This is a genomic window from Methylophaga sp. (assembly GCF_048266885.1).
In the GTDB taxonomy this organism is placed as follows: Bacteria; Pseudomonadota; Gammaproteobacteria; order Nitrosococcales; family Methylophagaceae; genus Methylophaga.
Genome location: NZ_JBLWYR010000003.1, coordinates 86,265 through 111,759, shown reverse-complemented (window position 1 = coordinate 111,759; position 25,495 = coordinate 86,265). Strand labels below are relative to the sequence as shown.

Annotated in this window: 24 protein-coding genes, 1 tRNA gene and 1 other RNA gene; 8 read left to right on the top strand and 18 right to left on the bottom strand. The window is 45.3% G+C overall.

Annotation, left to right across the window (positions count from 1 at the left end; translation table 11 throughout):
- Positions 1-22 precede the first annotated feature (22 nt).
- Positions 23-895: an EamA family transporter RarD gene (rarD, locus tag ACN0V2_RS02565; protein ID WP_417549224.1), complete on the top strand. Its 873-nt coding sequence runs from the start codon at positions 23-25 to the stop codon at positions 893-895.
- Between the two features lie 115 nt (positions 896-1,010).
- Here rarD and ACN0V2_RS02560 read toward each other — a convergent pair.
- From ACN0V2_RS02560 to carA, 11 genes are all read right to left on the bottom strand, one after another.
- Positions 1,011-1,095, bottom strand: a tRNA-Leu gene (locus ACN0V2_RS02560).
- Between the two features lie 21 nt (positions 1,096-1,116).
- The gene (gene secG, locus ACN0V2_RS02555) at positions 1,117-1,443 is read right to left on the bottom strand and encodes a preprotein translocase subunit SecG (RefSeq protein WP_417549223.1); all 327 of its coding nucleotides are present in this window, start codon (positions 1,441-1,443) and stop codon (positions 1,117-1,119) included.
- An 8-nt stretch (positions 1,444-1,451) separates the two neighbouring features.
- Positions 1,452-2,231 (bottom strand): triose-phosphate isomerase, encoded by a 780-nt coding sequence (gene tpiA, locus ACN0V2_RS02550; RefSeq protein WP_417549222.1) that lies wholly within the window; start codon positions 2,229-2,231, stop codon positions 1,452-1,454.
- Between the two features lie 103 nt (positions 2,232-2,334).
- Positions 2,335-3,684, bottom strand: coding sequence for a phosphoglucosamine mutase (gene glmM / locus ACN0V2_RS02545; RefSeq protein WP_417549221.1), 1,350 nt, complete (start codon positions 3,682-3,684; stop codon positions 2,335-2,337).
- Complete coding sequence (gene folP, locus ACN0V2_RS02540) at positions 3,677-4,516, bottom strand: dihydropteroate synthase (RefSeq protein WP_417549220.1); 840 nt, start codon at positions 4,514-4,516, stop codon at positions 3,677-3,679. Before folP ends, glmM begins: the two co-directional genes overlap by 8 nt.
- Positions 4,517-4,528: 12 nt before the next feature.
- The gene (gene ftsH / locus ACN0V2_RS02535; RefSeq protein WP_417549219.1) at positions 4,529-6,430 is read right to left on the bottom strand and encodes an ATP-dependent zinc metalloprotease FtsH; all 1,902 of its coding nucleotides are present in this window, start codon (positions 6,428-6,430) and stop codon (positions 4,529-4,531) included.
- 45 nt (positions 6,431-6,475) lie between these two features.
- Positions 6,476-7,093 carry a 23S rRNA (uridine(2552)-2'-O)-methyltransferase RlmE gene (gene rlmE / locus ACN0V2_RS02530; RefSeq protein WP_417549218.1) on the bottom strand — a complete coding sequence of 206 codons (618 nt, stop codon included), beginning with the start codon at positions 7,091-7,093 and terminating at the stop codon, positions 6,476-6,478.
- A gap of 1 nt (position 7,094) precedes the next feature.
- Positions 7,095-7,559, bottom strand: coding sequence for a DUF4149 domain-containing protein (locus ACN0V2_RS02525; RefSeq protein WP_417549217.1), 465 nt, complete (start codon positions 7,557-7,559; stop codon positions 7,095-7,097).
- Between the two features lie 3 nt (positions 7,560-7,562).
- Positions 7,563-8,039, bottom strand: coding sequence for a transcription elongation factor GreA (greA, locus tag ACN0V2_RS02520; RefSeq protein WP_417549216.1), 477 nt, complete (start codon positions 8,037-8,039; stop codon positions 7,563-7,565).
- On the bottom strand, positions 8,039-11,257 hold the full coding sequence (gene carB / locus ACN0V2_RS02515) for a carbamoyl-phosphate synthase large subunit (protein WP_417549215.1): 3,219 nt from the start codon (positions 11,255-11,257) through the stop codon (positions 8,039-8,041). The genes greA and carB overlap by 1 nt, the downstream gene beginning before the upstream one ends.
- Before the next feature lie 6 nt (positions 11,258-11,263).
- Positions 11,264-12,394 carry a glutamine-hydrolyzing carbamoyl-phosphate synthase small subunit gene (gene carA, locus ACN0V2_RS02510; protein ID WP_417549214.1) on the bottom strand — a complete coding sequence of 377 codons (1,131 nt, stop codon included), beginning with the start codon at positions 12,392-12,394 and terminating at the stop codon, positions 11,264-11,266.
- A gap of 166 nt (positions 12,395-12,560) precedes the next feature.
- On the opposite strand from carA, the gene hemB reads away from it, so the two are divergent.
- Both hemB and aroE read left to right on the top strand, forming a co-directional pair.
- Positions 12,561-13,571: a porphobilinogen synthase gene (gene hemB, locus ACN0V2_RS02505; protein ID WP_417549213.1), complete on the top strand. Its 1,011-nt coding sequence runs from the start codon at positions 12,561-12,563 to the stop codon at positions 13,569-13,571.
- 3 nt (positions 13,572-13,574) lie between these two features.
- Positions 13,575-14,396 carry a shikimate dehydrogenase gene (gene aroE, locus ACN0V2_RS02500; RefSeq protein WP_417549212.1) on the top strand — a complete coding sequence of 274 codons (822 nt, stop codon included), beginning with the start codon at positions 13,575-13,577 and terminating at the stop codon, positions 14,394-14,396.
- 61 nt (positions 14,397-14,457) lie between these two features.
- Here the strand turns inward: aroE and ACN0V2_RS02495 are convergent, their stop codons facing one another.
- Complete coding sequence (locus ACN0V2_RS02495) at positions 14,458-14,931, bottom strand: Spy/CpxP family protein refolding chaperone (protein ID WP_417549211.1); 474 nt, start codon at positions 14,929-14,931, stop codon at positions 14,458-14,460.
- A 185-nt stretch (positions 14,932-15,116) separates the two neighbouring features.
- Between ACN0V2_RS02495 and ACN0V2_RS02490 the strand changes: the two genes are divergently transcribed.
- On the top strand, positions 15,117-15,803 hold the full coding sequence (locus ACN0V2_RS02490) for a response regulator (protein ID WP_417549210.1): 687 nt from the start codon (positions 15,117-15,119) through the stop codon (positions 15,801-15,803).
- Positions 15,800-17,146: an ATP-binding protein gene (locus ACN0V2_RS02485; protein ID WP_417549209.1), complete on the top strand. Its 1,347-nt coding sequence runs from the start codon at positions 15,800-15,802 to the stop codon at positions 17,144-17,146. The genes ACN0V2_RS02490 and ACN0V2_RS02485 overlap by 4 nt, the downstream gene beginning before the upstream one ends.
- A 26-nt stretch (positions 17,147-17,172) precedes the next feature.
- Here the strand turns inward: ACN0V2_RS02485 and sodC are convergent, their stop codons facing one another.
- From sodC to ACN0V2_RS02470, 3 genes are read right to left on the bottom strand one after another with little or no spacing between them, the layout of a single operon-like run.
- Positions 17,173-17,685: a superoxide dismutase [Cu-Zn] SodC gene (gene sodC, locus ACN0V2_RS02480; RefSeq protein WP_417549208.1), complete on the bottom strand. Its 513-nt coding sequence runs from the start codon at positions 17,683-17,685 to the stop codon at positions 17,173-17,175.
- 55 nt (positions 17,686-17,740) lie between these two features.
- Positions 17,741-20,950, bottom strand: coding sequence for an efflux RND transporter permease subunit (locus tag ACN0V2_RS02475; protein WP_417549207.1), 3,210 nt, complete (start codon positions 20,948-20,950; stop codon positions 17,741-17,743).
- Positions 20,947-22,122 carry an efflux RND transporter periplasmic adaptor subunit gene (locus ACN0V2_RS02470; RefSeq protein WP_417549206.1) on the bottom strand — a complete coding sequence of 392 codons (1,176 nt, stop codon included), beginning with the start codon at positions 22,120-22,122 and terminating at the stop codon, positions 20,947-20,949. Before ACN0V2_RS02470 ends, ACN0V2_RS02475 begins: the two co-directional genes overlap by 4 nt.
- Before the next feature lie 146 nt (positions 22,123-22,268).
- Between ACN0V2_RS02470 and ACN0V2_RS02465 the strand changes: the two genes are divergently transcribed.
- Positions 22,269-22,769, top strand: coding sequence for a MarR family winged helix-turn-helix transcriptional regulator (locus ACN0V2_RS02465; RefSeq protein WP_417549205.1), 501 nt, complete (start codon positions 22,269-22,271; stop codon positions 22,767-22,769).
- Between the two features lie 24 nt (positions 22,770-22,793).
- Here ACN0V2_RS02465 and ssrS read toward each other — a convergent pair.
- The 3 genes from ssrS to ACN0V2_RS02450 all read right to left on the bottom strand — a co-directional run bounded on the left by ssrS (position 22,794) and on the right by ACN0V2_RS02450 (position 23,530).
- Positions 22,794-22,978: non-coding RNA, 6S RNA (ssrS, locus tag ACN0V2_RS02460), on the bottom strand.
- A 40-nt stretch (positions 22,979-23,018) separates the two neighbouring features.
- Positions 23,019-23,324: a cell division protein ZapA gene (locus tag ACN0V2_RS02455; protein WP_069294959.1), complete on the bottom strand. Its 306-nt coding sequence runs from the start codon at positions 23,322-23,324 to the stop codon at positions 23,019-23,021.
- Positions 23,321-23,530 carry a TIGR02449 family protein gene (locus tag ACN0V2_RS02450; protein WP_069294960.1) on the bottom strand — a complete coding sequence of 70 codons (210 nt, stop codon included), beginning with the start codon at positions 23,528-23,530 and terminating at the stop codon, positions 23,321-23,323. The genes ACN0V2_RS02455 and ACN0V2_RS02450 overlap by 4 nt, the downstream gene beginning before the upstream one ends.
- A 105-nt stretch (positions 23,531-23,635) precedes the next feature.
- On the opposite strand from ACN0V2_RS02450, the gene ACN0V2_RS02445 reads away from it, so the two are divergent.
- Together ACN0V2_RS02445 and pepP are read left to right on the top strand one after the other, a co-directional pair.
- A complete protein-coding gene (locus ACN0V2_RS02445) occupies positions 23,636-24,184 on the top strand; it encodes a UPF0149 family protein (protein WP_417549204.1) in 549 nt (182 codons plus the stop codon).
- Positions 24,184-25,494, top strand: coding sequence for a Xaa-Pro aminopeptidase (gene pepP, locus ACN0V2_RS02440; protein WP_417549203.1), 1,311 nt, complete (start codon positions 24,184-24,186; stop codon positions 25,492-25,494). The genes ACN0V2_RS02445 and pepP overlap by 1 nt, the downstream gene beginning before the upstream one ends.
- Position 25,495 lies beyond the last annotated feature (1 nt).

The window sequence follows — 25,495 nt, the reverse complement described above, 5'->3', positions numbered from 1 at the left end:
ATTTTTCAAAGTTGAATCCTTTATGTATGGACTGATCTTCGCCATTGCTGCTTACGTTATCTGGGGCAGCTTCCCACTGTATTTTAGTTATCTGAATAGCGTTTCAGCAGTCGAAGTATTGTCGCATCGAATACTCTGGTCTATGTTAGCAACCGTTGTTGTGGGTCTACTGCTCGGTCGTGGCCGTAAGCTAATCAAGACTTTTGCAGATAAAAAACTACTGCTGTGGCTGGCATTATCTTCACTGCTGATTGCTGTCAATTGGTTAATTTTTATCTGGGCCGTCTCACAGCATCGAGTACTAGAAGCCAGCCTGGGTTATTTCATAACCCCTGTAATGAGTCTTTTATTGGCCAGATGGTTGCTAAAAGAACAGTTACATCCATTGCAGGCCTGGGCTGGGGTGATTGCCACTGTGGCAATCATCTGGGAATGGTTCAGTTTGGGAAGCTTGCCATGGGTAGGTTTATCGCTGGCCCTGGCGTTTGCCTTGTACGGATTGATCCGTAAAAAGCACCCAGTAGATGGCGTGAATGGCCTGACGATCGAAACCTTATGGTTAGCACCTGTTGCGTTAGCCTGGATCCTCTGGCAAGCAGCCAACTCTGATTACAATTTGGCGTTTGGCGATTCCACGCAGTTAACACTGTTATTGATCGGCTCGGGACTACTCACCGCTCTGCCGTTAGTGCTATTTGCCATGGCGGCCAGTCGAGTCGACTTATCGGTAGTGGGATTTATTATGTACATCAATCCGACTATTCAATTTGTGATTGGTGTGTTTGTACTTAAAGAAGCATATCCCCCCGAAAGACTGATGACCTTCGGCCTAATATGGATAGCATTACTATTCTTTATTGCGGGCATGTGGAAAAAACATCGTCGGCAGAATTAATCCGCTCACTTTTTCCCGTAAATAAACGATATATAATTTGGTCTAATAATTAATTACTTCATTAGTTAGATAATAAAAAACCGGCCAGTGTTTAACACTGGCGGGTTTATGTATTTGGTGCCGTCGGCCGGACTCGAACCGGCACACCCTAAAGCACTACCCCCTCAAGATAGCGTGTCTACCAATTCCACCACGACGGCAATAATAAACTGAGGGATATTTTACGGAAACTCTGGAAGATCCGCAGGAGTTTCTTCTACAGGCTGCTCAATCACCACTGAGTCGGTAACGCTTTGGACGCGCTCTGTGTTGCCAGCCAGATATGCCAGGGTCAAACTGGTGATAAAAAATACTGTGGCCAGAATCGCACTGCTACGGCTTAGAAAAGATGCTGAGCCTTGGCTACCAAACAAACTTGCAGAAGCTCCGCCGCCACCGCCGCCACCAAAAGCAGCCCCGGCATCCGCACCTTTACCGTGCTGGATTAAAATCAAACCTACTAACAATAATGAGATCACAACGTGAATCCCAAGAATTAACGCATCCATTTAATTTCCTAATTTTGAGCTGCAGCCTGACAGATTTGAACAAATTCATCGGCATCACGTGATCCGCCGCCGATTAATCCGCCATCAATATCCGGCTTGGCAAATAATGGGGCAGCATTATTACCTTTTACGCTGCCGCCGTAAAGTATTCTGAGCGATGCGGCAATTTTCGCATCATGTTTTGCTACCCGTTGGCGCATGAAAGAATGTACATCCTGCGCCCATTCCGGGCTGGCTGTCTTACCTGTGCCTATGGCCCAAACGGGTTCATAAGCTAATACGACCTTTGACAGCATTTCGACACCTTGTTGCGCAATCACGATGTCCATCAGTCGTGCCACCATCTCTTCGGTGCGGCCCATTGAATGCTCTTCAGGGCTTTCACCAATACAAATAATCGGGGTGATGCCGTGACGAATACTCATCTCGTATTTTTCGGCGATGATATGGTCAAGAAATACTTGATCAAGGTTCAACTCGGCATATAAACAACGACGTTCGGAATGACCAATCAACACATACTGACAACTAAAATCTCGCAACATAGCTGCCGAGATTTCACCGGTATACGCACCGGAATCAAATTGCGAGACGTTTTGAGTACCCCAGTACATACCTGTGCCTGTTAAGGCAGACTGGACCTGTTGTATATAAAGTGCGGGAGGAAACAAAGCAACATCAACTGAGGCAAAGGAATCTCTTTGCGCCAGTATCGCATCAAGCAACAATTTGTTGCTTGCGCTAGAGCCGTTCATTTTCCAGTTACCAGCGACCAGCGGTTTGCGCACAGATACCTACTCTTAATAAGAATGAATCGTAAAGGTTACCGACTGACTGTTGATAAAGCAATGTCATCGGCACTTCTTATCTTTAATGTAAATGATGTCAGAATTAACTCTGAAGAATTGTCTCAATTTGTTCTGCCAATGACTTCGCTAATTGGTTTGTCCGCGTTGCATCATGCCCCTCAACCATCACTCGTATGACAGGCTCGGTACCCGAAGCTCTCAACAACACACGTCCTTCGTTACCTAGCTGGGTCTCAATACTTTCTACTGCTGTTTGAATCTGCGGATAATCCTGCATATTCACCATTTTATTGATACGCACATTGATCAGTCGCTGCGGGTATTTTATGACTGCAGAACGCAGTTCATGCAGACTACTACCTGTTTGTTGGATTTCGGCTAGCACTTGTAACGCCGCCACAATGCCATCACCCGTACTGGTTTTATCCAGACAGATAATATGTCCAGATGCTTCACCACCGATCAAACCATCAATCTGCTGTAACTTTTCCATGACATAACGATCGCCTACATTAGCTCGATGTAAGGTGATGCCATGTTTTTCTAAGGCATGTTCTAACCCCAAGTTCGACATAAGGGTACCGACGACATGTCCTTTACAAAGCCCAGCACGCTGTCTGCCACGGGCAATGATAAACAGAATATCATCGCCATCGACTAATTCACCCTGATGGTCAACCATGATCAGACGATCACCATCACCATCCAATGCAATACCTAAGTCAGCTTTATGTTCTAAAACACTAGCTTGTAACAATCGCGGTTCGGTTGAACCACAATTTTGATTGATATTCAGACCATCCGGTTCTGCGCCCATCAAAATGACTTCTGCTCCGAGTTCACGGAACACATTCGGTGCAATGTGGTAAGTCGCCCCATGGGCGCAATCAACAACAATTTTTAAGTTGGATAAATCAACACCGGTAGAAATGGTACTTTTACAAAATTCAATGTAGCGACCTGCTGCATCGGAAATCCGATGTGCTTTCCCGAGATGTGCAGAATCGACCGTTTTGATCGGTTTATCGAGCATTGCCTCGATTGCCAGCTCGACTGAATTGGGTAATTTGGTACCCTGATCGGAGAAGAATTTAATACCGTTATCGTGGTACGGGTTATGCGAAGCACTAATAACAATGCCAGCTTGTGCGTGGAATGTTCGGGTTAAATACGCAACTGCTGGAGTTGGCATAGGCCCCATCAAATAAACGTCTACACCGGCCGCGGAAAGCCCAGCCTGTAGGGCAGATTCAAACATATACCCTGAAATACGCGTGTCTTTACCGATAAGCACTTTACTGTTGCGTTCTTTGGCTAAAACTCGCCCTACCGCCCAACCGAGCTTTAATACGAAGTCCGGTGTAATAGCACCATCACCCACTCGGCCTCGGATGCCATCGGTGCCAAAATAACGTCTTTTTTGTTCAATCAAAATCACTTACCTGCATTACATGTTCACACAATCGAATAGCTTGTATTGTTTCTCTTACATCATGACTGCGAATAATTGCTGCACCCTGCCAAACTGCTATCGACGCTAACGCTAAACTTCCTGCTAATCGCTCTTCGACCGATACATTCAACATTGCACCAATAATGGATTTACGTGACACCCCAACTAACACCGGCAAATCTGACTCAATAAAAACAGCTAAATGTTTCATTAATCGTAAATTATGACGGGCGGTTTTACCAAATCCAAACCCTGGATCCAGAATAATTTTCGCACGAGAAATTCCAGCTGCTTCACAGGCAGCAACTCGTTCTAACAGAAAATGATTAACTTCACTTACAACATCTTCGTAGTGAGGCTGTTGTTGCATGGTTTGGGGAGTACCTTGCATATGCATCAAGCAAACTGGAACACCTAGTTCAGCAGCCGCTTGTAATGCACCTTCACCACGCAATGCATTCACATCGTTTATCAAACTGGCACCAGCCGCAACAGCGGCACGCATGACTTCAGCTTTCATGGTATCAATTGAGATAACCACATCCAGCTCTTTATGAATGGCTTCTATCGCGGGAACAACACGGCGGATTTCTTCTTCAAATCCAACTGGTTCTGAACCAGGCCGAGTCGATTCGCCACCAATATCAATAATGGTAGCACCGTCGGCAACTAGTTTTCGTGCTTGCTCAAGGGCTTTATCAGCGGAAAAAAAACGCCCGCCATCCGAAAAGGAGTCGGGCGTTACATTGACGATGCCCATGACGTGTGGGGCGGACAAATCCAAAGATTTGCCCGCAAAGTCCATCATCATGATTTAACTATCTCAATTTAATTGATCAGCTGGTTTACCAGTGGGTTCTGGGCCATTTTCATCAGCTTTTGCAGATGGAGGCGGTGTCGATGATTTATCATCCCAGCCTTTTGGTGCACCCGGTTCACGACCTTCCATAATCGCATCAATCTGATCACTATCGATGGTTTCGTAAGTGATCAACAATTTTGCCATGGTATGCAGTTTTTCGAGATTTTCGGTCAGTATATTTTTTGCCCGATCGTAGTTACGGGTAATCAATGCACGAACATCTTCGTCAATTTGCTTAGCCGTTAAATCTGATACGGCTTTATGTTGAGTCACGCTGCGACCCAGGAACACTTCACCTTCATCTTCACCATAAGTTAACGGTCCCATATTATCGGACAAGCCCCACTTGGTGACCATGTTATGCGCCAGTTCAGTTGCACGTTGGATATCATTCGAAGCACCAGTTGTTACCGCTTCCGAACCAAAGATCATCTCTTCTGCTAATCGACCACCATACAAACTGGAGATCTGGCTTTCCAATTGTTGTTTGGTATAACTGTAACGATCTTCTGTTGGCAGGAACATGGTGACACCCAAAGCCCGACCACGTGGAATAATACTGACTTTATAGACAGGATCATGTCCAGGAACACTACGTCCGACAATCGCATGGCCAGCCTCGTGATAGGCGGTCAATTCTTTCTCTTTATCACTCATCACCATAGAACGACGTTCAGCGCCCATCATGATTTTATCTTTAGCTAGCTCCAAATCCACCATCGCGACTAAACGTTTGTTGGAACGAGCAGCAAACAAGGCAGCTTCGTTTACAAGGTTCGCTAAATCAGCACCTGAAAAACCCGGTGTTCCTCGTGCAATAACACTTGGATTAACATCTTCGTCTGCAGGGACTTTACCAAGATGCACTTTCAGAATCTGTTCACGGCCACGAATATCCGGTAATGGCACAACCACCTGTCTGTCGAAACGACCTGGACGTAATAAAGCGGGATCCAATACGTCTGGACGGTTAGTCGCAGCAATAACAATGACACCTTCATTGCCTTCAAAACCATCCATTTCAACCAATAGTTGGTTTAAGGTTTGTTCACGCTCGTCATTACCGCCACCCATGCCTGCACCGCGGTGACGACCCACCGCATCAATCTCATCAATAAAGATAATGCAGGGAGCATGTTTCTTGGCCTGTTCGAACATATCACGAACGCGAGAAGCACCTACACCAACAAACATCTCGACAAAGTCAGAACCAGAAATAGAAAAGAAAGGCACTTTTGCTTCACCAGCAATGGCTTTCGCTAATAATGTTTTACCTGTACCAGGTGAACCCGCCATCAGGATGCCGCGTGGAATGCGACCACCAAGTTTTTGAAATTTGCTTGGATCTCTCAAGAAATCAACCAATTCAGAAACTTCTTCTTTGGCCTCTTCAACACCAGCAACATCTTTAAATGTGACTTTTACTTGGTCTTCATTAAGCAAGCGTGCTTTGCTTTTACCAAACGACATGGGGTTTTTGCCACCACCGCCTTGCATCTGACGCATGAAGAAAATCCAGACACCAATCAGCAGTAACATCGGGAACCATGAAATAAAGATTTGCATCAACAAACCGGTTTTCTCGACGGGCTCCGCTTTTATGGCCACACCATTATCCAGCAAATCACCAATCAAACCGGGGTCATACTCTGGACTGAAAGTGGTGAATTGGCTGCCATCAGATAATTTACCGGTAATGGTTCGCCCTTGAATATCGACACTGGATACCGCCCCGTTTTGCACGTTGCTGATAAAGGTCGAATAATCCATCTCGCTTTGCTTGCTTTGTTGCGGACCGAAATTGTTAAATACCGACATCAATACCATCGCGATGACGACCCATAAAACAATGTTTTTCATCATGTCACTCAATGTTTGTTACCCCTAGTAACGTTAGTCTTTTTGCTGTCATTTCAATCCACGTCCGAGAAGATAAACTTCCCGACTGCGTGCACGTGAAGCATCCGGTTTTCGGGTAGTCACTTTATTAAAGTGAGCACGCATGGACTTCAAAAAATCGTCGAAGCCTTCACCTTGAAAAACTTTGACCAGAAAATCGCCCTGTTTACTTAAGTTATTTATTGCAAAATCCAAGGCTAACTCAACCAGATGCATACTACCAGGCTGATCAATTGCATCTACACCTGTCATATTGGGGGCCATATCCGATAATACAAGGTCTATTGATTGTCCGGCCAATACTTCGTTCAATTGTTCGAGAACATGATCTTCACGAAAATCACCTTCAATAAAATGTACACCGGTTAATGGTGTCATTGGCAAAATATCCAATGCGATGACTTTACCGTTGTCACCCACACGATGCAAAGCATAATCTGACCAGCCGCCAGGTGCTGCACCTAAATCGACGACTGAAATACCTTTACGAATTAATTTATCTTTCTGATCGATTTCTTCCAGTTTGAACGTTGCTCTGGAGCGATAACCTTTCTGCTGAGCTTTTTTGACATATGGATCATCAAAATGTTCTCTAAGCCAATTGTTACTAGATTTACTTCGCGCCATATCAGGTCTTCTGTATCACGTGATGCTTATCACTACTAAGCACTAATAATAAGCCGGCAATGCTTAACATCAGATAGAGATTTTGGCTAAGCAGATGTAAGCGTTCAAAACTCTGAGCAAGATCTGTATTGAGACGCCAATTATCGATGCTTTTAATGCTGGCCATCTCCGGCTGAACATACATGCTGAATATCAACGTAATGACTAGCATGGCAACCAATACCCAAAAGCGCCAGGAATATAAAACCTTTCCCCGCTGGATAATGACTTTGCCAATGAGAATTAATGTACCACTGATTAAACCTATAACATTGACAGCAAAAAACAATTTAGCGGCATACTCTGCCGCCGCCAAGGTCTCAAGGCTGACAAATGCCAGCGGCACTGCCATATAACCAATTGACCATAAAGCACCTACCCACAAAGTCAGTAATAAGCGCTCGCCAATGGTTTCAGAGCGATTCAACAGTTAGCCCAGATAATGAATGCCGGTAATTTCATATTCAATCGCACCGCCCGGTGCTTGTACTGTTGCAATGTCATCCACTTCTTTACCAATCAATGCGCGTGCTATCGGTGAGGAAATAGAAATACGGTTCAGTTTGATATCCGATTCGTAATCACCAACAATCTGATAACGCACTTCAGCATCGGTATCTATATTGAGTAAATCAACGGTCACACCAAACACCACACGACCATCTTTAGGCAATACTGTTGGATCAATTACCTGACAATCCGCCAACGTCGATTCCAGTTCCTGAATACGTCCTTCGGTGAAGCTTTGCTGCTCGCGCGCTGCATGGTATTCAGCGTTTTCTTTTAAATCGCCGTGGGCGCGCGCTTCCGAAATCGCATTAACGATGGCTGGACGTCGAACGGTTTTCAGTTCGTGTAATTCATCTTTCAGTGCCTGAGCACCACGTGCGGTAATAGGAACGGCCATTAAATCAATTCTCCATGTAACGATTGCAAACGATTTACTGACACACTGTCTTCACAGTTCAAGGCCAGAATCGTAGCGCGGGCAGCAGCTAACGTTGTGGTGTAGTTCACCTGATGTTGCAATGCCGCACGGCGGATCTCTCTCGAATCAGCTACAGCTTGACGACCTTCCGTCGTATTTACAATCAGGGCAATTTCATCGTTTTTAATCATGTCCACAATATGCGGCTGGCCTTCTGCAACTTTCTTCACTCGTTCACAAGGCACATCTGCTTCAATCAATGTTTGCTGTGTGCCACGTGTAGCTAACAACGAGAAACCCAAGCCTAACAAATCTTTGGCAATACTGATAACCGTTTGCTTGTCAGCATCGCGCACCGAGATAAAGGCTTTACCTCCAACCGGCAGACTGACCGAAGCAGCCAACTGTGATTTGGCAAATGCTTCACCAAAGGTACGACCTACGCCCATAACTTCGCCAGTGGATTTCATTTCTGGCCCGAGAATCGGATCCACACCCTGGAATTTAATAAATGGGAATACCGCTTCTTTAACAGAGTAATAAGAAGGGATCACTTCTTTGATGACGCCCTGCTCTGCCAGACTCATGCCGGCCATACAGCGTGCGGCAACTTTCGCCAACGGTACACCGATAGATTTTGATACATATGGCACAGTACGAGAGGCACGTGGATTTACTTCCAGAATGAAAATGCGATCACCCTGAATGGCAAACTGAGTATTCATCAGTCCCACTACGCCCAGCTCAAGCGCCATCTGTTTCACCTGAACCCGTAACTGGTCCATGATTTCCTGGCTAAGGCTGTATGGCGGTAACGCACAGGCTGAGTCACCTGAATGCACACCGGCTTGTTCAATGTGTTCCATGATGCCGCCGATTAGCACTTCCTTACCGTCACAAATCGCATCGACGTCGACTTCAATCGCATCATCAAGGAAACGATCCAGCAATACCGGAGAATCATTGGAAACCGATACTGCGGTCAGCATATAACGTTGTAATTCTTCTTCGTTATAAACAATTTCCATAGCACGGCCACCTAATACATAAGACGGACGAACTACTAATGGATAACCGATTTCGGCAGCCAGTGACACAGCGGTATCAACGGAGTGCGCCAAACGATTTGGTGGTTGCAATAAACCAAGTTTTTCAACCATTTGCTGGAAGCGTTCACGATCTTCCGCATGGTCAATCGCATCTGGCGAAGTTCCGATAATCGGCACGCCAGCAGCTTCCAATGCTCTCGCCAGTTTAAGTGGCGTCTGACCACCAAACTGCACAATTACGCCTTTAGGTTTTTCCAGTGCAACAATTTCCAGCACGTCTTCCAGCGTCAATGATTCAAAATACAGACGATCTGACGTGTCGTAATCGGTAGAAACGGTTTCCGGATTACAGTTGACCATAATGGTTTCATAACCATCGTCGCGTAATGCCAATGCCGCATGAACACAGCAGTAATCAAACTCGATACCTTGACCAATGCGGTTTGGGCCACCACCTAAAATCATGATTTTTTCACGATCGGTCGGGTTGGCTTCGCACTCTTCATCATAGGTTGAGTACATATACGCCGTAGAGGTTGAAAACTCTGCGGCGCAGGTATCAACACGTTTATAAACTGGACGTACTCCCAGCGCATGACGATGGCTGCGGAATTGTTTTTCAGTTTTATGTAACAATTTTGCCAGACGTGAATCAGCGAAACCTTTACGTTTCAACGCACGCATTTCGGCTTCATCAATATCGTTCAACGAACGTTCTTTAAGCTGGTTTTCAATTTCCACTAATTCCTGAATCTGGATCAGGAACCATGGATCGATGTGCGTCAGCTGCTGAACTTCTTCGAAGCTCATACCAAATCTAAAAGCATCACCCACATACCAAAGGCGATCTGAGCCCGGTAAATTCAATTCACGACGTAATACTTCAGCGGTATTTTCTGCTTTCAGATCCAGAATTTCGTTGAAACCATCACGGTCAATTTCCAACCCGCGCAGTGCTTTTTGCAAAGACTCCTGGAAGTTACGACCAATGGCCATGACTTCACCGACAGACTTCATCTGAGTGCTCAGACGATTATCGGCTAACGGGAATTTCTCAAAGGTAAAGCGTGGGATTTTGGTGACCACATAATCGATAGTCGGTTCAAATGACGTCGGCGTGGCATTACCGGTAATTTCGTTTTGCAACTCATCAAGGGTATAACCAACTGCCAGTTTCGCTGCAACTTTGGCAATTGGAAAACCCGTTGCTTTCGAAGCCAATGCAGATGAGCGTGACACCCGTGGATTCATTTCAATAATGATCAAACGGCCTGTTTCGGGATTCACCGCAAACTGCACGTTCGAACCACCGGTTTCCACACCAATTTCACGCAAAACTGCCAGCGAGGCGTTACGCATGATTTGGTATTCTTTATCGGTCAATGTTTGAGCCGGTGCTACCGTGATCGAATCGCCGGTGTGCACACCCATCGCGTCAAAGTTTTCAATCGAACAAATGATAATGGCGTTATCTTTTTTGTCACGCACCACTTCCATTTCATATTCTTTCCAGCCGATGATTGACTCTTCAATCAGCAACTCGGATGTCGGACTCAGATACAATCCACGTTGGCAGATGTCGACAAAGTCTTCACGGTTATAGGCGATACCGCCACCGCTACCGCCCATGGTAAACGACGGACGGATGATAACTGGGAAGCCGAACTTCTGTTGTACTTCAAGCGCTTCTTCCAGCGAGTGAGCAATATCAGATTGCGGCATATCCAAGCCGATTTTACGCATCGCCGCACGGAATAAATCACGGTCTTCGGCTTTGTTGATGGCTTCACTGTCAGCACCGATCATTTCAACGCCGTATTTTTTCAATACGCCGTGTTTTTCCAGTGCCAGTGCACAGTTCAACGCTGTTTGCCCGCCCATAGTCGGCAGAATAGCGTCAGGACGCTCTACTTCAATAACTTTGCTGACCGCTTCCCAGGTAACTGGCTCTATATAGGTTGCATCGGCCATATTAGGGTCGGTCATGATGGTGGCTGGGTTGGAATTGACCAGAATGACGCGATAGCCCTCTTCTCGCAGAGCTTTACAAGCCTGTGCGCCAGAATAATCAAATTCGCAGGCCTGACCGATAACAATCGGACCAGCACCCAGAATCAGAATGCTTTGAATATCAGTACGTTTAGCCATTGTGTGTTATTTACCTGTCGCTTGTTCGAGTAGGTCGATAAAGTGATCGAATAGAGGTGATGCATCCTGCGGACCAGGGCTGGCTTCCGGATGTCCCTGGAAGCTGAATGCTGGTTTGGTTTTATGATGAATACCCTGCAATGTGCCATCAAATAGAGAACGATGCGTGGTTTCAACGGTGTCAGGCAAAGTGGATTCATCTACGGCAAAGCTGTGGTTCTGACTGGTAATCATCACCAGCCCTGCCAGCAATTCCTGCACCGGATGGTTAGCGCCATGATGTCCGAATTTCATTTTTTCGGTTTTGGCACCACAGGCCAATGCCAGTAATTGGTGTCCCAGACAGATCCCAAAAATCGGCATCTCTTTATCAAGGAAGTATTGAATCGCTTTAATCGCATAATCACAAGGTTCCGGGTCACCTGGGCCATTGGCCAAGAAAATGCCATCCGGATTCAGTTTCATGACTTCTTCAGCAGGCATCTGTGCAGGCACTACCGTCAATTTGCAGCCACGTTCGGTGAGCATACGCATAATGTTTTTCTTGATGCCATAATCATAGGCAACCACATGGAAACGCGCTTCGGCCTTACGAGATTGGTTGTCAATATGCCAGACACCTTCAGTCCATTCATAAGCCTGTTTAGTAGAAACTTCTTTGGCCAGATCCATGCCTTTTAAACCGGCAAACGCTTTGGCAGCGGCAATGGCCGCATCCACATCGATATTATCGCCAGCAATGATGCAGCCTTTCTGTGCACCTTTTTCGCGTAACAGACGTGTCAGGCGACGGGTATCAATACCAGCCAATCCCACGACATTGTGGCGTTCCAGGTATTTATCTAAAGCTTCTTCACCACGCCAGCTGGACATCACCGGTGACAATTCACGGATGATTAAACCACTGGCATAAATCTGCTCGGATTCTTCATCGTCTTTGTTGACACCAACATTACCGATATGCGGATAGGTCAGGGTGACGATTTGGCGGCAGTAAGACGGATCAGTAATGATTTCCTGATAACCTGTCATCGCGGTGTTGAAAACCACTTCACCAACTGACTGACCCACAGCACCGATTGATTCGCCGTGAAAGACCGTGCCATCTTCAAGAGCAAGTAGCGCAGTTGTACGCAAGGGGAACCTCCACCAGATAAAAAAGGAACAGGGGACTTGACGTTCTCCCCAGACAAAATCTTTGCAATTTTAGCCTATCTGCAGCCTATGCGTCCACGCTAAAAACGATGACAAGTTACCTTGCCAACGGTAGTATGAAGCGCAGCTTATTGACCTGGCAGAACTTATGACCCAACAGTATTTTAATTTTTCTGGCTTTCCGCAACAAAGACCACGCCGTTTGCGCAAAGATGACTTCTCGCGGCGGCTGGTTCGTGAACATCAGTTAACCGTGGATGATCTGATTTATCCCTGTTTTGTGCTCGAAGGCCAAAATCAACGCGAGAAAGTGACCTCAATGCCTGGCGTGGAAAGACTGAGTATTGACCTGCTGCTTCAGGAAGCTGAAGTTATCCACAAATTGGGCATTCCAATGATGGCATTATTTCCAGTAACACCATTGGAGCAAAAATCACTGGACGCTGCCGAAGCCTTTAATCCGGATGGTCTGGCGCAACGCGCCGTAAGAGCACTGAAAAAAGCTTTTCCCAATTTGGGTGTGATGACCGATGTCGCCCTGGATCCTTTTACCACCCATGGTCAGGATGGTTTGATTGATGACAATGCCTACATCATTAACGATGAAACGGTTGAGGTATTAATCAAACAGGCATTATCTCATGCTGAAGCGGGAGCGGATGTTGTCGCCCCCTCAGATATGATGGATGGACGGATTGGTGCAATTCGTAACGCCCTGGAAAATGCCGGATATATTCATACCCGGATCATGGCTTACTCAGCAAAATATGCTTCGAGTTTTTACGGTCCATTCCGCGATGCCGTGGGCAGCGCTGGCAATTTAGCCGGTGGCAATAAATTCAGTTATCAGATGGATCCCGCCAATTCTGATGAGGCATTACATGAGGTGGCGTTGGATATTCAGGAAGGTGCTGATATGGTCATGGTCAAACCTGGCATGCCCTATCTGGATGTTTTGTACAGGGTCAAACAGACATTTCAGAAACCAACTTTTGTTTATCAGGTCAGTGGTGAGTATGCGATGCTCAAAGCAGCGGTGATGAATGGTTGGCTGAGTGAAGAAGTGATTATGGAAAGCCTGCTGGCATTTAAACGCGCTGGCGCTGACGGTATCCTCACCTATTTCGCCAAAGATATTGCACAACAGTTACAACGCTAAATCATGACAGATAAATACGCCGTGATCGGCAACCCGATCCACCATAGCAAATCCCCGTTAATTCATACTGAGTTTGCCAGACAAACTGGCGAAAATATTGAATACACGGCAATTGAAGTGCCGTTAGATGAATTGCAGAGCAGTTTGTGTCAACTGCGAGATGTGCTCAAACTTAAAGGGGTGAATGTTACGGTCCCCTTTAAGGAGCAGGTCTGGGCGATTACTAATCAAAAATCCGCTCGTGCTCAATTAGCAGGTGCAGTAAATACAGTTGTATTTAACAGTGATGGCAGCCTGTTCGGTGATAATACGGATGGGGTTGGCCTGTGTCGGGATTTAACAGTCAATCATCAGGTTGAACTTGCTGGTAAACGTATTTTATTGCTGGGAGCCGGTGGCGCTTCACGTGGAGTGATTGCTCCATTATTGGAATATCAACCAGCCAACCTATTCATCGCCAATCGAACGGTGGAAAAGGCCAGTCATCTTGCAGAGTTATTTGCAGAACATGGTAATGTCCATGGCGGAGGGTTTGACCAAATCGACGGTGAATTTGACGTGGTGATTAATGCTACTGCTGCCAGTCTGCAAGGCGAGGTGCCACCATTGCCTGATTCAGTGCTGGCAAGCGGTGCCTGTTGTTACGACATGATGTACAGCGATACCGATACGGCATTTATCCAATGGGCCAAAGCGCATAACGCTGCCAAAACAATTGATGGCCTAGGCATGTTGGTTGAACAGGCAGCTGAAGCTTTTTTTATTTGGCGAGATGTGCGTCCACAAACCACTGCAGTGATCTCAATGCTGCGAGATAAATCCTAAACGTCACGCACAAAAAAACCTCACCCTGATCTAGTGACCAGGATGAGGTTGGCAATAAAATTTATAGCTTTTTTCTATCCTGCATTTTTTGCTCGTATTCAGCTATTTTTTGTTGTAACTGTTGTTGCTGTTCCGGTGTCAACAGTTTGAAAATTTGATTATTGAGTTGTGCTCTATCAGCCAAACGTTTTTCGTGTGCTGCAGTTGTATCGGCAATAATCGCATCCAGTTTAGATTGATCTACCGTTTCGGCAAAACTCAACTCGGCAAGTTGTTTATGGGTTTGCCAATGAGATTTCATAGTTGATTTTTTATCTTTATGTTGAGCTTCAACCAATGTTTTGATTTCCGCTTTTTGTGCATCGGTTAAATCAATACTTTTGAGCATGCGCGGAATACCATCATGTTCTTTGTGTTTTTTGTTCATCTCGCTATATTTGCCGCCTACCTCACAGCTTTTATGTTCATCTGCCATAGCAGGTGCGGCTAAAAACAAAGCAGGGATCAAACTTACCATCATTAATTTATTACGCATTTTTGTTGCTCCTAAAACGATTTCTTTTAACTGTTTTCTGTCTACTGACAGGCCGTTGACAGTATTGATGGAAAAACTGTAAATGACTGTTTTGATATGTAAATTCAGGTAAAAAACGGATTATCAATTAGCTGATTAATTATTCAGACCGTATCATTGCCTTCACACAATATGAGGATATCTCTGTGAGTAACGTATTAATCATTGACGATGATGTCATTCTCTCCGGACTGTTTCAGGATTATCTGGAAGAGGAAAAATTTCAGGTTCGTACAGCTGACACAGCTACCGAGGGACTTCAGCTCGCTTTGCAGGGTGAATTTGATATTGTAATTCTTGATGTGATGCTGCCAGATATGAGTGGCACCGAAGTATTGAAGGCTATACGCTTACAGAGCCATGTACCCATATTAATGTTTACCGCCAAGGGAGACGACGTGGATCGCATCATGGGATTGGAATCGGGTGCTGATGATTATGTGCCAAAACCCTGTACGCCGAGAGAATTGATTGCCCGAATCAAAGCCATTTTACGCCGCAGCGAAATCACTCGCCAGCAACAACAAGATGAAACCGTTATTCAAACTGGCCCCTTGCAACTATGGCCGCAGCAACGAAAGGCTGTCTGGGCTGATGTTTCACTTGAACTGACTAGTACCGAATTCAGCTTACTGGAAACATTAGCTAGAAACGCAGGACAGATTGTTAGTAAAAATGCATTGTCAGAAGCAGCATTAGGCCGGCCTTTGGCACGTTTTGATCGGAGTATTGATGTGCATATGAGTAGTATTCGCCATAAGCTTGGACAACAGCAGGATGGTCATTCGTACATTCAAACTGTGCGTGGTAAAGGTTATCAACTGATTAAATGATGCGTAGTTTATTCTGGAAATTCTTTTTTGCTTTTTTGCTGGCGTTATTGCTCACCAGTATTGGCGTGGCTAGCGGCATGTGGTTACGCCATAATGCAGAGCGACAATCTTTTGAAGCCATCCCAGTGCAAGTTGGTTGGAAAGCAGCCGACCTTGTAGACACGGCTGCCGATATCGTCCGTTTCGCTGGGTTTGAGCCCTTAAAAAAATACTTGCATGAATATCAATTAAACGACATTACCCTCTATGCCGTTAACCAAGATAATCAGGATATTTTGGGACGTAAGGTCGATCAACAATTACTCGCAACTACTCGACAATTATTATTTGAAAATCAAAGAATTCGTTCCGTCCGTAATGTGATCTCTGAAGATGGCCGAGCACTTTTGTTATTCATCCCCTCTCCTGAAAAAGTTGGCCAAAAGCTGGATCGTCCTAAACCGCCAAAACCACCGCCCTTCTTATTATTACTCACAATGTGGGTCCTCTCGGGCTTGTTATTTAGTGGTTTGCTGGCCTGGTGGTTTACCAAACCGATTCGGATTTTAAAAAAAGCATTTAATGATGTCGCGGATGGCAAACTGGATACACGGATCCGACCGGCTATGGGAAAACGTCGTGATGAATTAGCTGATCTCGGACAAAATTTTGATTATATGACTAGTCGTATAAGTCAGTTACTAAATGCCCAGAAACGATTATTACATGATGTTTCTCATGAATTACGCTCCCCATTAGCAAGGATGCAGGCCGCAATCGGTTTGGCTCAACAAAGTCCAGATAAAACAGCAAAAATGCTAGATCGAGTTGAACGTGAATCAGAGCGAATTGATCGCTTAATCGGCGATCTACTGAATTTATCCAGATTAGAGAACCCAACTAGCGAAAATGATGAACGACAACACTTTAACCTGACAGAGATGCTACTGGATATTATTGAAGATGCTCGTTTCGAAGCACAAAATAAACATATTCAGATTCATCACAATAACATTGGCCAAATCAGCCTGTTTGGACGAGCAGAACTCATTCATAGCGCTATAGAAAACGTATTACGTAATGCTATTAAATATTCACCCGAGAAAGGTGTTATCCATATTACGACAGATACATTATCCAAGCATTTGCAAATCATTATTGAAGATCAAGGGCCGGGTATTGCTGAGCAGGATTTACAGCAGATTTTTCTGCCTTTCTTTCGTAGTCGTGAAAACCAACATCAAAATGGTATTGGTTTAGGACTGACCATTGCCCATCGTGCTATTGAAATTCATGGCGGTGAAATCACAGCAGAAAACAGACCGGAAGGTGGCTTAAAAATAGCCATTAACCTTCCGGTTTGATGCTGGCGTCAGCCATTTAAATAGAATTAGTTGGCTACACCACAAGCCACTCTGGCTCCGCCGCCACCTAGTGGTTGAGGGTGATCAGAGTGGTTATCACCACCTGCGTGTATCATCAAAGATCGTCCATCCAAATCTTTTAACGTTAAACGTGGCGCCAAAACAGGATGGGAAGCCGTACCGTCATTTGCCACATATAAAGGTGGTAAATCCCCAGCATGACCACTGCCCCATGGTGTATCGTGTTTACCGGTTTCATAAGGATCGTAATGGCCACCGGCAGCCAATGCAGGTACCATCTCACCATCTTTTTCTGCTGCATCGCAACTTGGGTTCTGATGTACATGAAATCCATGCAGACCTGGCGATAAGTTTTTTAGTTCTGGAGTAAAGACTAAACCAAAAGCAGATTGGTGAACTTCAACGGAACCTAAGCTTTTTCCTACACCCTGCTTATCCACTTCGAATAATTCAATCTGCGTATTGGCAGCTGCAGTCGAAGAAGCCAGCGCGATCATAATACTTGTCAGTAGTTTCATATTCCCTCCTAAAAAGATGTGACTTCTAATCAGACCTAGTTGAATCCATGTAGTTTCAACGGTCAACCACTAGCGAGTCATCCTGTGTGGAAGGATCTTCACTATTATCATGCTTCACATTCCGTTTATCTCTTAATGATGCCAACCAACGGCAAAATACATAAAAGATCGGTGTAAAGATTAGTCCGAAGAAAGTCACACCCAGCATACCAAAAAATACGGCTGTACCCAGCGCTTGTCGCATTTCAGCACCTGCACCTGAAGCTAAAACCAATGGCACAACACCTAATATAAATGCAAAAGAAGTCATCAAGATTGGACGTAAACGAGTACGTGCAGCTTCAACCGCAGCATCCAGGCGATTTAAACCGCGATCTTCGGCCTGCTTAGCAAACTCAACAATCAAAATCGCGTTTTTCGATGCCAAACCAATTAATACCACAAAGCCAATCTGTACCAAAATATTGTTATCCATACCCCGCAAACTGACGCCAAGGATCGCGGCCAATAAACACATAGGTACAATCAATACAACGGCAAGGGGCAATAACCAGCTTTCATATAGTGCCGCCAGTAATAGAAATACAAATATTACGGCCAACGAAAAACTGAGAAACGCGGTATTACCTGCCAATTTTTCCTGCAACGCCAATTCAGTCCATTCAAAGCTGATGCCTTCAGGTAACGTGTCACTCATCAATTGTTCAACAATGGCCAGCGATTCACCACTAGAGAAGCCAGCAGCAGTACTTCCTTGAACTTCAATGGCCGGATACAAATTGTAGTGCGGCAAACGTATTGGCCCTGTGATATTTTCAAAGGTGGCAATTGTTCCGATAGGTACCATCGCCCCATTATCAGAACGAGTGCGTAATTTACCAATATCCTCAATTTCATCACGATATGGGCCATCCGCCTGGGCAACAACACGATAAGTCCGATTCAGGAAGTTAAAATCGTTGACATAACGTGAGCCCAGATAGATTTCCAGAGTATCGATAACATTGCCTACTGGCACATTGAGCATTTCCGCACGGGTACGATCAATATCGGCGTAAATTCGGGGTGTACCCGCGTTAAAAAAGGTAAATACGGCCGATAAACCATCTGTCTGATTGGCTGCACCGATTACTTCATTGGTAACGGCCTGTAACCTTTCAAGTCCGAGACCGCTACGATCCTGAACATAAAGTTTCCAACCACCTGAGTTCCCCATACCCCGCACTGGTGGTGGTTTAATAGCAAAAGCCATCGCCGCATCCACCTGAGATAAAGCTTGCTGAGAGCTCGCCACAATATCGTCAATTGAAAGACCAGCAGCGATACGGTCCTCAAATGGATCCAGTGGCGTGAAGATAACCGCTGAGTTAGACGCATTAGTAAATGTGGGACCATCCAGACCAACAAACAGTACGGCATGTGCAACACCCGGAACGTCTCTCAACCTTTTTGATGCCTCACGAGCAGCAGCATCGGTTCTTTCCAACGTTGCACCTGGTGGTAACTGCAACACATTGATCAAATATCCTTGATCCTGTTCAGGAATAAAGCCTGTTGGCACTTTATTAAACTGATAACCAGTCAGTACGATCAAACCAACATAAATCAATAGCATAACCGCCATCATGCGTAACAATTTGCGTGTCATGGCCGAGTAGCGATCACCCATCCATTCAAATGCACGGTTAAAACCATTGCCAAACGCACGGAATGGGTAGCCGACTTTGCCCCACACACCACCCGGAACATGCCCTTCAACATGCGGTTTTAATAACAGTGCTGATAAAGCAGGTGACAGTGTTAATGAGACTATTAATGAAATAACCGTTGCAGTCGCAATAGTAAGAGCGAACTGCTGATAAAACGCTCCCGATATACCGGTAATAAACGCTGTAGGAATAAATACGGCCGTTAATACGATGGCAATCGCAACTAAAGCGCCGCCCACCTCATCCATGGTTTTATGGGCCGCTTCACGAGGACTCAATCCTTCTCGGATATAACGCTCCACGTTTTCAACCACAACAATCGCATCATCGACCACAATACCGATTGCCAATACTAAGCCAAATAACGACAAGTTATTTAATGAGACGCCAAGCATGGACATTACGGCAAACGTACCGATCAGCGACACTGGTATCGCCAAAATCGGAATAATCGATGCACGCCAGCTTTGCAGAAACAGCATTACGACCAAAATAACCAGAATAATGGCTTCTAAAATGGTGTGATAAATCTTCTCGATGGATTTAGCGATAAACTCAGTTGGATCGTAAATAATTTGATATTCGACGCCATAAGGCATACTTTGAGCAATATCTTTCATCTCTGCTCGTAATGCCTGAGCGGTTTCTAAGGCGTTAGAACCCGGACGTTGGAAGATAACAACCGGTAATGCCAAGTTATCATCTAGATAGCCAATGTTATTGTAATCCTGGGCTGCCAGTTCAACCCTGGCTAAATCCCTTAACCTTACGGTACGTCCATCCGTACCGCGTTTAACGATGATGTTGCTGAATTCATCTTCTTCCAGCAGACGCCCTTGCGTCTCCACACTCAACTCAAAACCGCCTTTCGTTTCAATCGGTTCTCTGTTGATGGTACCTGCCGCTATCTGGGTATTATTCTCACGCAGTGCAGCCACCACTTCCGTGGCGGTCATACCAAACGACTGAGCACGTTCAGGGTCAATCCAAATCCGCATGGCATAAGCACGTTCGGCAACAATTCGAGCCTCACCAACCCCGTCAATACGGGCTAATCGATCTACAACCTGGGTTCTTGCGTAGTTTGATACATAAAGGTTATCGCGACTGCCATCCGATGACAGAATATGAATAACCATCATTAAGTCAGGGGAGTTTTTGCGAATATCAATACCTTGGCGTGTCACTTCCTCTGGCAGCAAAGGCTCTGCAATCGCAATACGATTTTGAACCAAAACTTGAGCCGTATCTAAGTCTGTACCTGGCTTGAAGGTAATATTCAGTGATGTACGACCATCTGAGGTATTTTCAGATTTCATGTAGAGCATGTTCTCTACACCGTTAATTTGCTGTTCTAATACCGTTGCTACAGTATTCCCAGCTGTTTCGGCAGTCGCACCGGGATAGGTCGCCGTAACGGCAATACTTGGTGGTGCAATTTCCGGATACTGAGCAACTGGCAAATTGCTATAGGCAATTGAACCAACCAATACGATGAGGATTGAGATAACAGCCGCAAAGATAGGCCTTTCGACAAAGAAATGGGTGAACTTCATGAGTCTTGTCCATCGTTATTGGCCTGTTCATCCGCTTGGTATGGAACAGCGTTTACTTCTACCCCTGGCCGCGCTTTCAACAAACCTTCAACGATAATCTTGTCAGATGGATCCAAGCCACTGCGAATAACCCGCATATTTCCTTGTAAAGTTCCGAGCTCAACTGGTTTAGGAATGACTTTACCTTCAGCATCGACACTCATTACAATCTTGGCCGCTTGGTCGGTCACAATCGCCTTATCTGGAACAAGCATAGCTTCTTCATTCTGACTTATTGGCAGTCGTAATCTTGCAAAAATACCAGGACGCAATACCCCATCAGCATTATCCACAATGACCCGCATTCTCAATGTACCGGTGTTTTCATCTAATCGATTATCAACAAAGTCAATGCGGCCTTCCCGGCTCCAGTCTTTTTCATCAATTAATTTAAGCTCGGCTGGCATGGTTCTGCCATTGGCAAGTTGATCCTGGCCCCCCGGCAGTCGAATCAATTCGAGATATTCCGTTTCGGAGACATCAAATACAAAATGCAAAGGATCCAATGAAACAATCGTGCTCAATGCTTCACCACTATCACCACTGCCGATCAGATTTCCTACGTCAACTCGACGATTTGAAATTCGGCCACTAACCGGTGCGATAATTTTGGCGTATTGCAGATCTAATTGGGCTGTTTTAACTGCTGCAGCAGCCGATGCTACATTGGCATTGGCTTCCTGAAAGCCTGCACGACGCGTATCTACTTCTTCCTGAGATATAGCACTTTGAGTTAACAAACGCTCACCACGTTTGGTATCGAGATCTGCTAATTTTAACTGGCTTTGCATTCTGGCCAGTTCCGCTTCTGCTCTTGCTAATGCCGCTTCATAGGGACGAGGATCAATCTCAAACAACAAATCCCCTTTCTTAACCATCTGCCCGTCCTGGAAATGCACTCTATCCAGATAACCTGTCACCCTGGCTCGCAATTCAACCATTTCAACTGCTTCAAATCGGCCAGTAAACTCTTTCCATTCAGTTAATTCGCGAATTTCAGGCTGTACAACCTGAACCTTGGGAAGGGGTTGCTCTGCATTAGCAACTTGGCTTAGCAGACTCAGCGAAAATAATGCAGTGATGGCAAAACTCCGCAGGAATGCGGGCTTTAATGGAGCGGAATAGTCTGACATGACAGATCCTTTGTTATTCGCTGGTGAAAGCGAGTGGAATAGCTTAGAATTCTTTCTAGAAAGGTTTCTGGAAAGGTTAATGCAAGATTCTTTCACGTGCAAGTTAATTTTGTTGTCATAATTTTGCCATATTAGGAGAGCATCAATTGGCAGATCGCATATTAAGTATTGAAGAAGCACTCGATAAAATGCGCAGTTGTTGGCATGGCGAGCATCTTGCTGTGGCAGAAACAATTAAACGGCTATTCCGCGCTCGTGAATTATTTTTTTCTGACGCCAAAATTGTGATGGAACAATTTAATCTTAATGTGGGGGAATTTGATGCACTGGCATCATTGCGCTTGCAAGGACCACCTTACGAACAAACGCCTTCTAATATATGCCAGGTTAATTTGGTAAGTTCGGGTGGTTTAACCAAAGTCCTCAACAGTCTTGAAAAAACCGGCTTAATAAGTCGTCGGCAATGTTCCGATGATCAGCGTAGTCGTCTGGTCAAATTAACAGACAAAGGAAAAAAACTGATTGAGGAAGCGCTGGAGATAGTTCTGGCTAGGCACGAAAAACAACTTAGCGAAGCACTAAGCCGGGAAGAGCGCGACATGCTCAATAGGTTATTGATGAAAATAAATCAGTTAGGTGTTCGCTGATAAAAGCGAGAGAGAAATAAAAATAAAGGCCCCACAGTGGCGTTACGAACGGGGTTCTTGAACCTGTTGGTTCAAGTGGGAAACCGCATGGGGATGGCAAACTTCCCGTCGGAGCGGGCTTGTTTTTCAACCCCGTAAATTTGGTTTCCTAAAGCATTTGCTTATCGGCTCAAGACAACACATGTCGCTATCGCTCACCGCAGGGTTAGTTAAATGATACGCAAATTTGTTTGCCAAGTCGCCAGAAATTTATAATTCCAATTGCCGATCTTCGTTAATAAATGCACTAACCCGCTCTTTAAGCAGAGAAATCTTTTCATTCACTTTTTTGATGTCCTGGCTTTCGTCCTGTTGCAAAGTCAGTAACTCATGCGCAATATTCAATGCAGCCATTACCGCAATCCGATCAACACCCACGACTTTGCCACTGTTACGAATCTTTTCCATGTTCTGATGCACCATCCGCGCAGACGCAATTAGCGCATCTTGTTGATCTTCAGGACAGGCAACTTGATATTCTTTTCCCAGGATCGTGACGTGAACAGGTACATTCATAGTTCTTCATCCAACTGTTTCAGACGGTTGACCATATTCTCGATACGATTACGAGCAATTTCAGTTTTTTCAACTAATTGCGCGCGCTCACTAAGCCAGGCTGCCTGTTGAGAACGAAGTAACATATTCTCTTCACGCAAGCGTCTGCTGGCCCGTAGCAGCTCATCCAGCTGCTGTTCCAATTGTTGAATCGGGTTTTTATCCATTAATATGCGTCTTGGCTATGCGAGAATAATGGCTAACTATAGACGTGCGCCGTTGACCCGGTCAACAACTGCATGATGTGTTTTTTAATTTCAGGTTGTATCTCTATGTCTCAATTATATTTTCCATCCCTCTCACCGGAAAACGTGACCGTCGACGGTCCTGCCAGCACAGCCGAACTGCAAGGCGCATTATGTGGTTTGCTATGTATGGATTCTCAGGCCAATCGCAATACCTGGTATAGCGACTTGTTTGAGGACTACCGCCCTGGCGAGGAAGAAAAACAAAACCTGCTGGGTCTGTTTGATGAAACCATTCAATCACTCAACAGTTTGGATTTTGATTTTCAACTTGAACTGCCAGATGATGATGCACCGATCGGCTCTCGCCTGGCCGCACTAAGTGATTGGTGCCAAGGACTAGTATTTGGTCTGGGTGTTTCCGGATTAACTGATGAAACTGAATTACCAGCAGATTGTCAGGAATACTTGACAGATGTGTTACAGATTAGCCAGATCGATGATATCGAATTGCAAACCAGTGAAGATGATGACAATAACTATGAAGAATTAGTGGAATATCTTCGAATGGGTTTGTTTTTACTTTATGGCGAAATGCATCCCATCGCCCCTGAAGACAAAAAAATTGAGCATTAATGACTAAAAAAGAATTCGCCAAACGCCGTCAAAAACTGATGGATATCATGGGCCCAGACAGTATTGCTGTATTACCTAACTCGCTGGTCCATCCGCGCAACCGCGATGTAGATTTTCCTTTTCGCAGCGATAGTAATTTTCACTATTTAAGTGGTTTTGATGAACCGGAATCGGTTCTGGTGCTTATTCCTGGCCGCGAACATGGTGAGTTTATTATTTTCTGTCGCGAACGCGATCTGGATAAAGAAATCTGGGATGGCTACCGCGCCGGTCAGGAAGGTGCTATTGCCATCTATGATGCAGATGATTCTTATCCAATCGCCGATCTGGATGATATTTTGCCGGGCTTGATGGAAGACAAAGAAAAAGTCTATTACACCATGGGTAATCAGGCAGCCTTTGATCAACATATGGTGGGCTGGCTCAACCATTTGCGTCAGGCCTCACGGTCTGGCAAGCATTCTCCTACTGAAATCATCGAACTCGAGCACTGCCTAAATGAATTACGACTGTTTAAGAGCAGTCAGGAAATCAAGAGCATGCGATACGCTGCCGAGGCCTCAGTTAAAGCGCATATCCGCGCCATGCAGTTTACCCAGCCGGGTAAATTTGAATATGAAGTCGAAGCTGAACTGATTCATGAATTTATGAAACATGGTTGTCGCAGTCCGGCTTATCCTTCGATTGTAGGTGGCGGTGAAAATGGCTGCATCCTACATTACATCGAAAACGACAGTAAATTGAAAAACAATGATCTGCTGTTAATCGATGCCGGCGCTGAATACCAATGTTATGCAGCAGATATCACCCGAACCTTTCCGGTGAATGGCAAGTTCACTACTGAACAGAGTGCCTTGTATCAAATCGTGTTGGATGCCCAATATGCTGCAATCGATGCAGTCAAACCAGGTAATCACTGGAATCAACCACATGAAGCAGCTGTTCAGGTTCTCACCGAAGGTTTAGTCAAACTTGGTTTACTGACGGGTAATGTCGAACAGTTAATCGAAGATCAGGCTTATCGTGAATTTTATATGCACCGAACCGGTCACTGGTTGGGCATGGATGTGCATGATGTCGGCGATTATAAAGTTGGTGGAGCATGGCGTTTACTGGAACCCGGTATGGTGCTGACGGTAGAGCCAGGTTTATACATTCGCGATCCCGAACACATTGACAAAAAATGGCATTTTATCGGTATTCGTATCGAAGACGATGTGCTGGTCACCAAAGATGGACACGAAGTGTTAACTGCTGGTGCTCCCAAGGAAATTGACGAGATCGAATCGCTGATGGCGGGAGCCCGCTAAG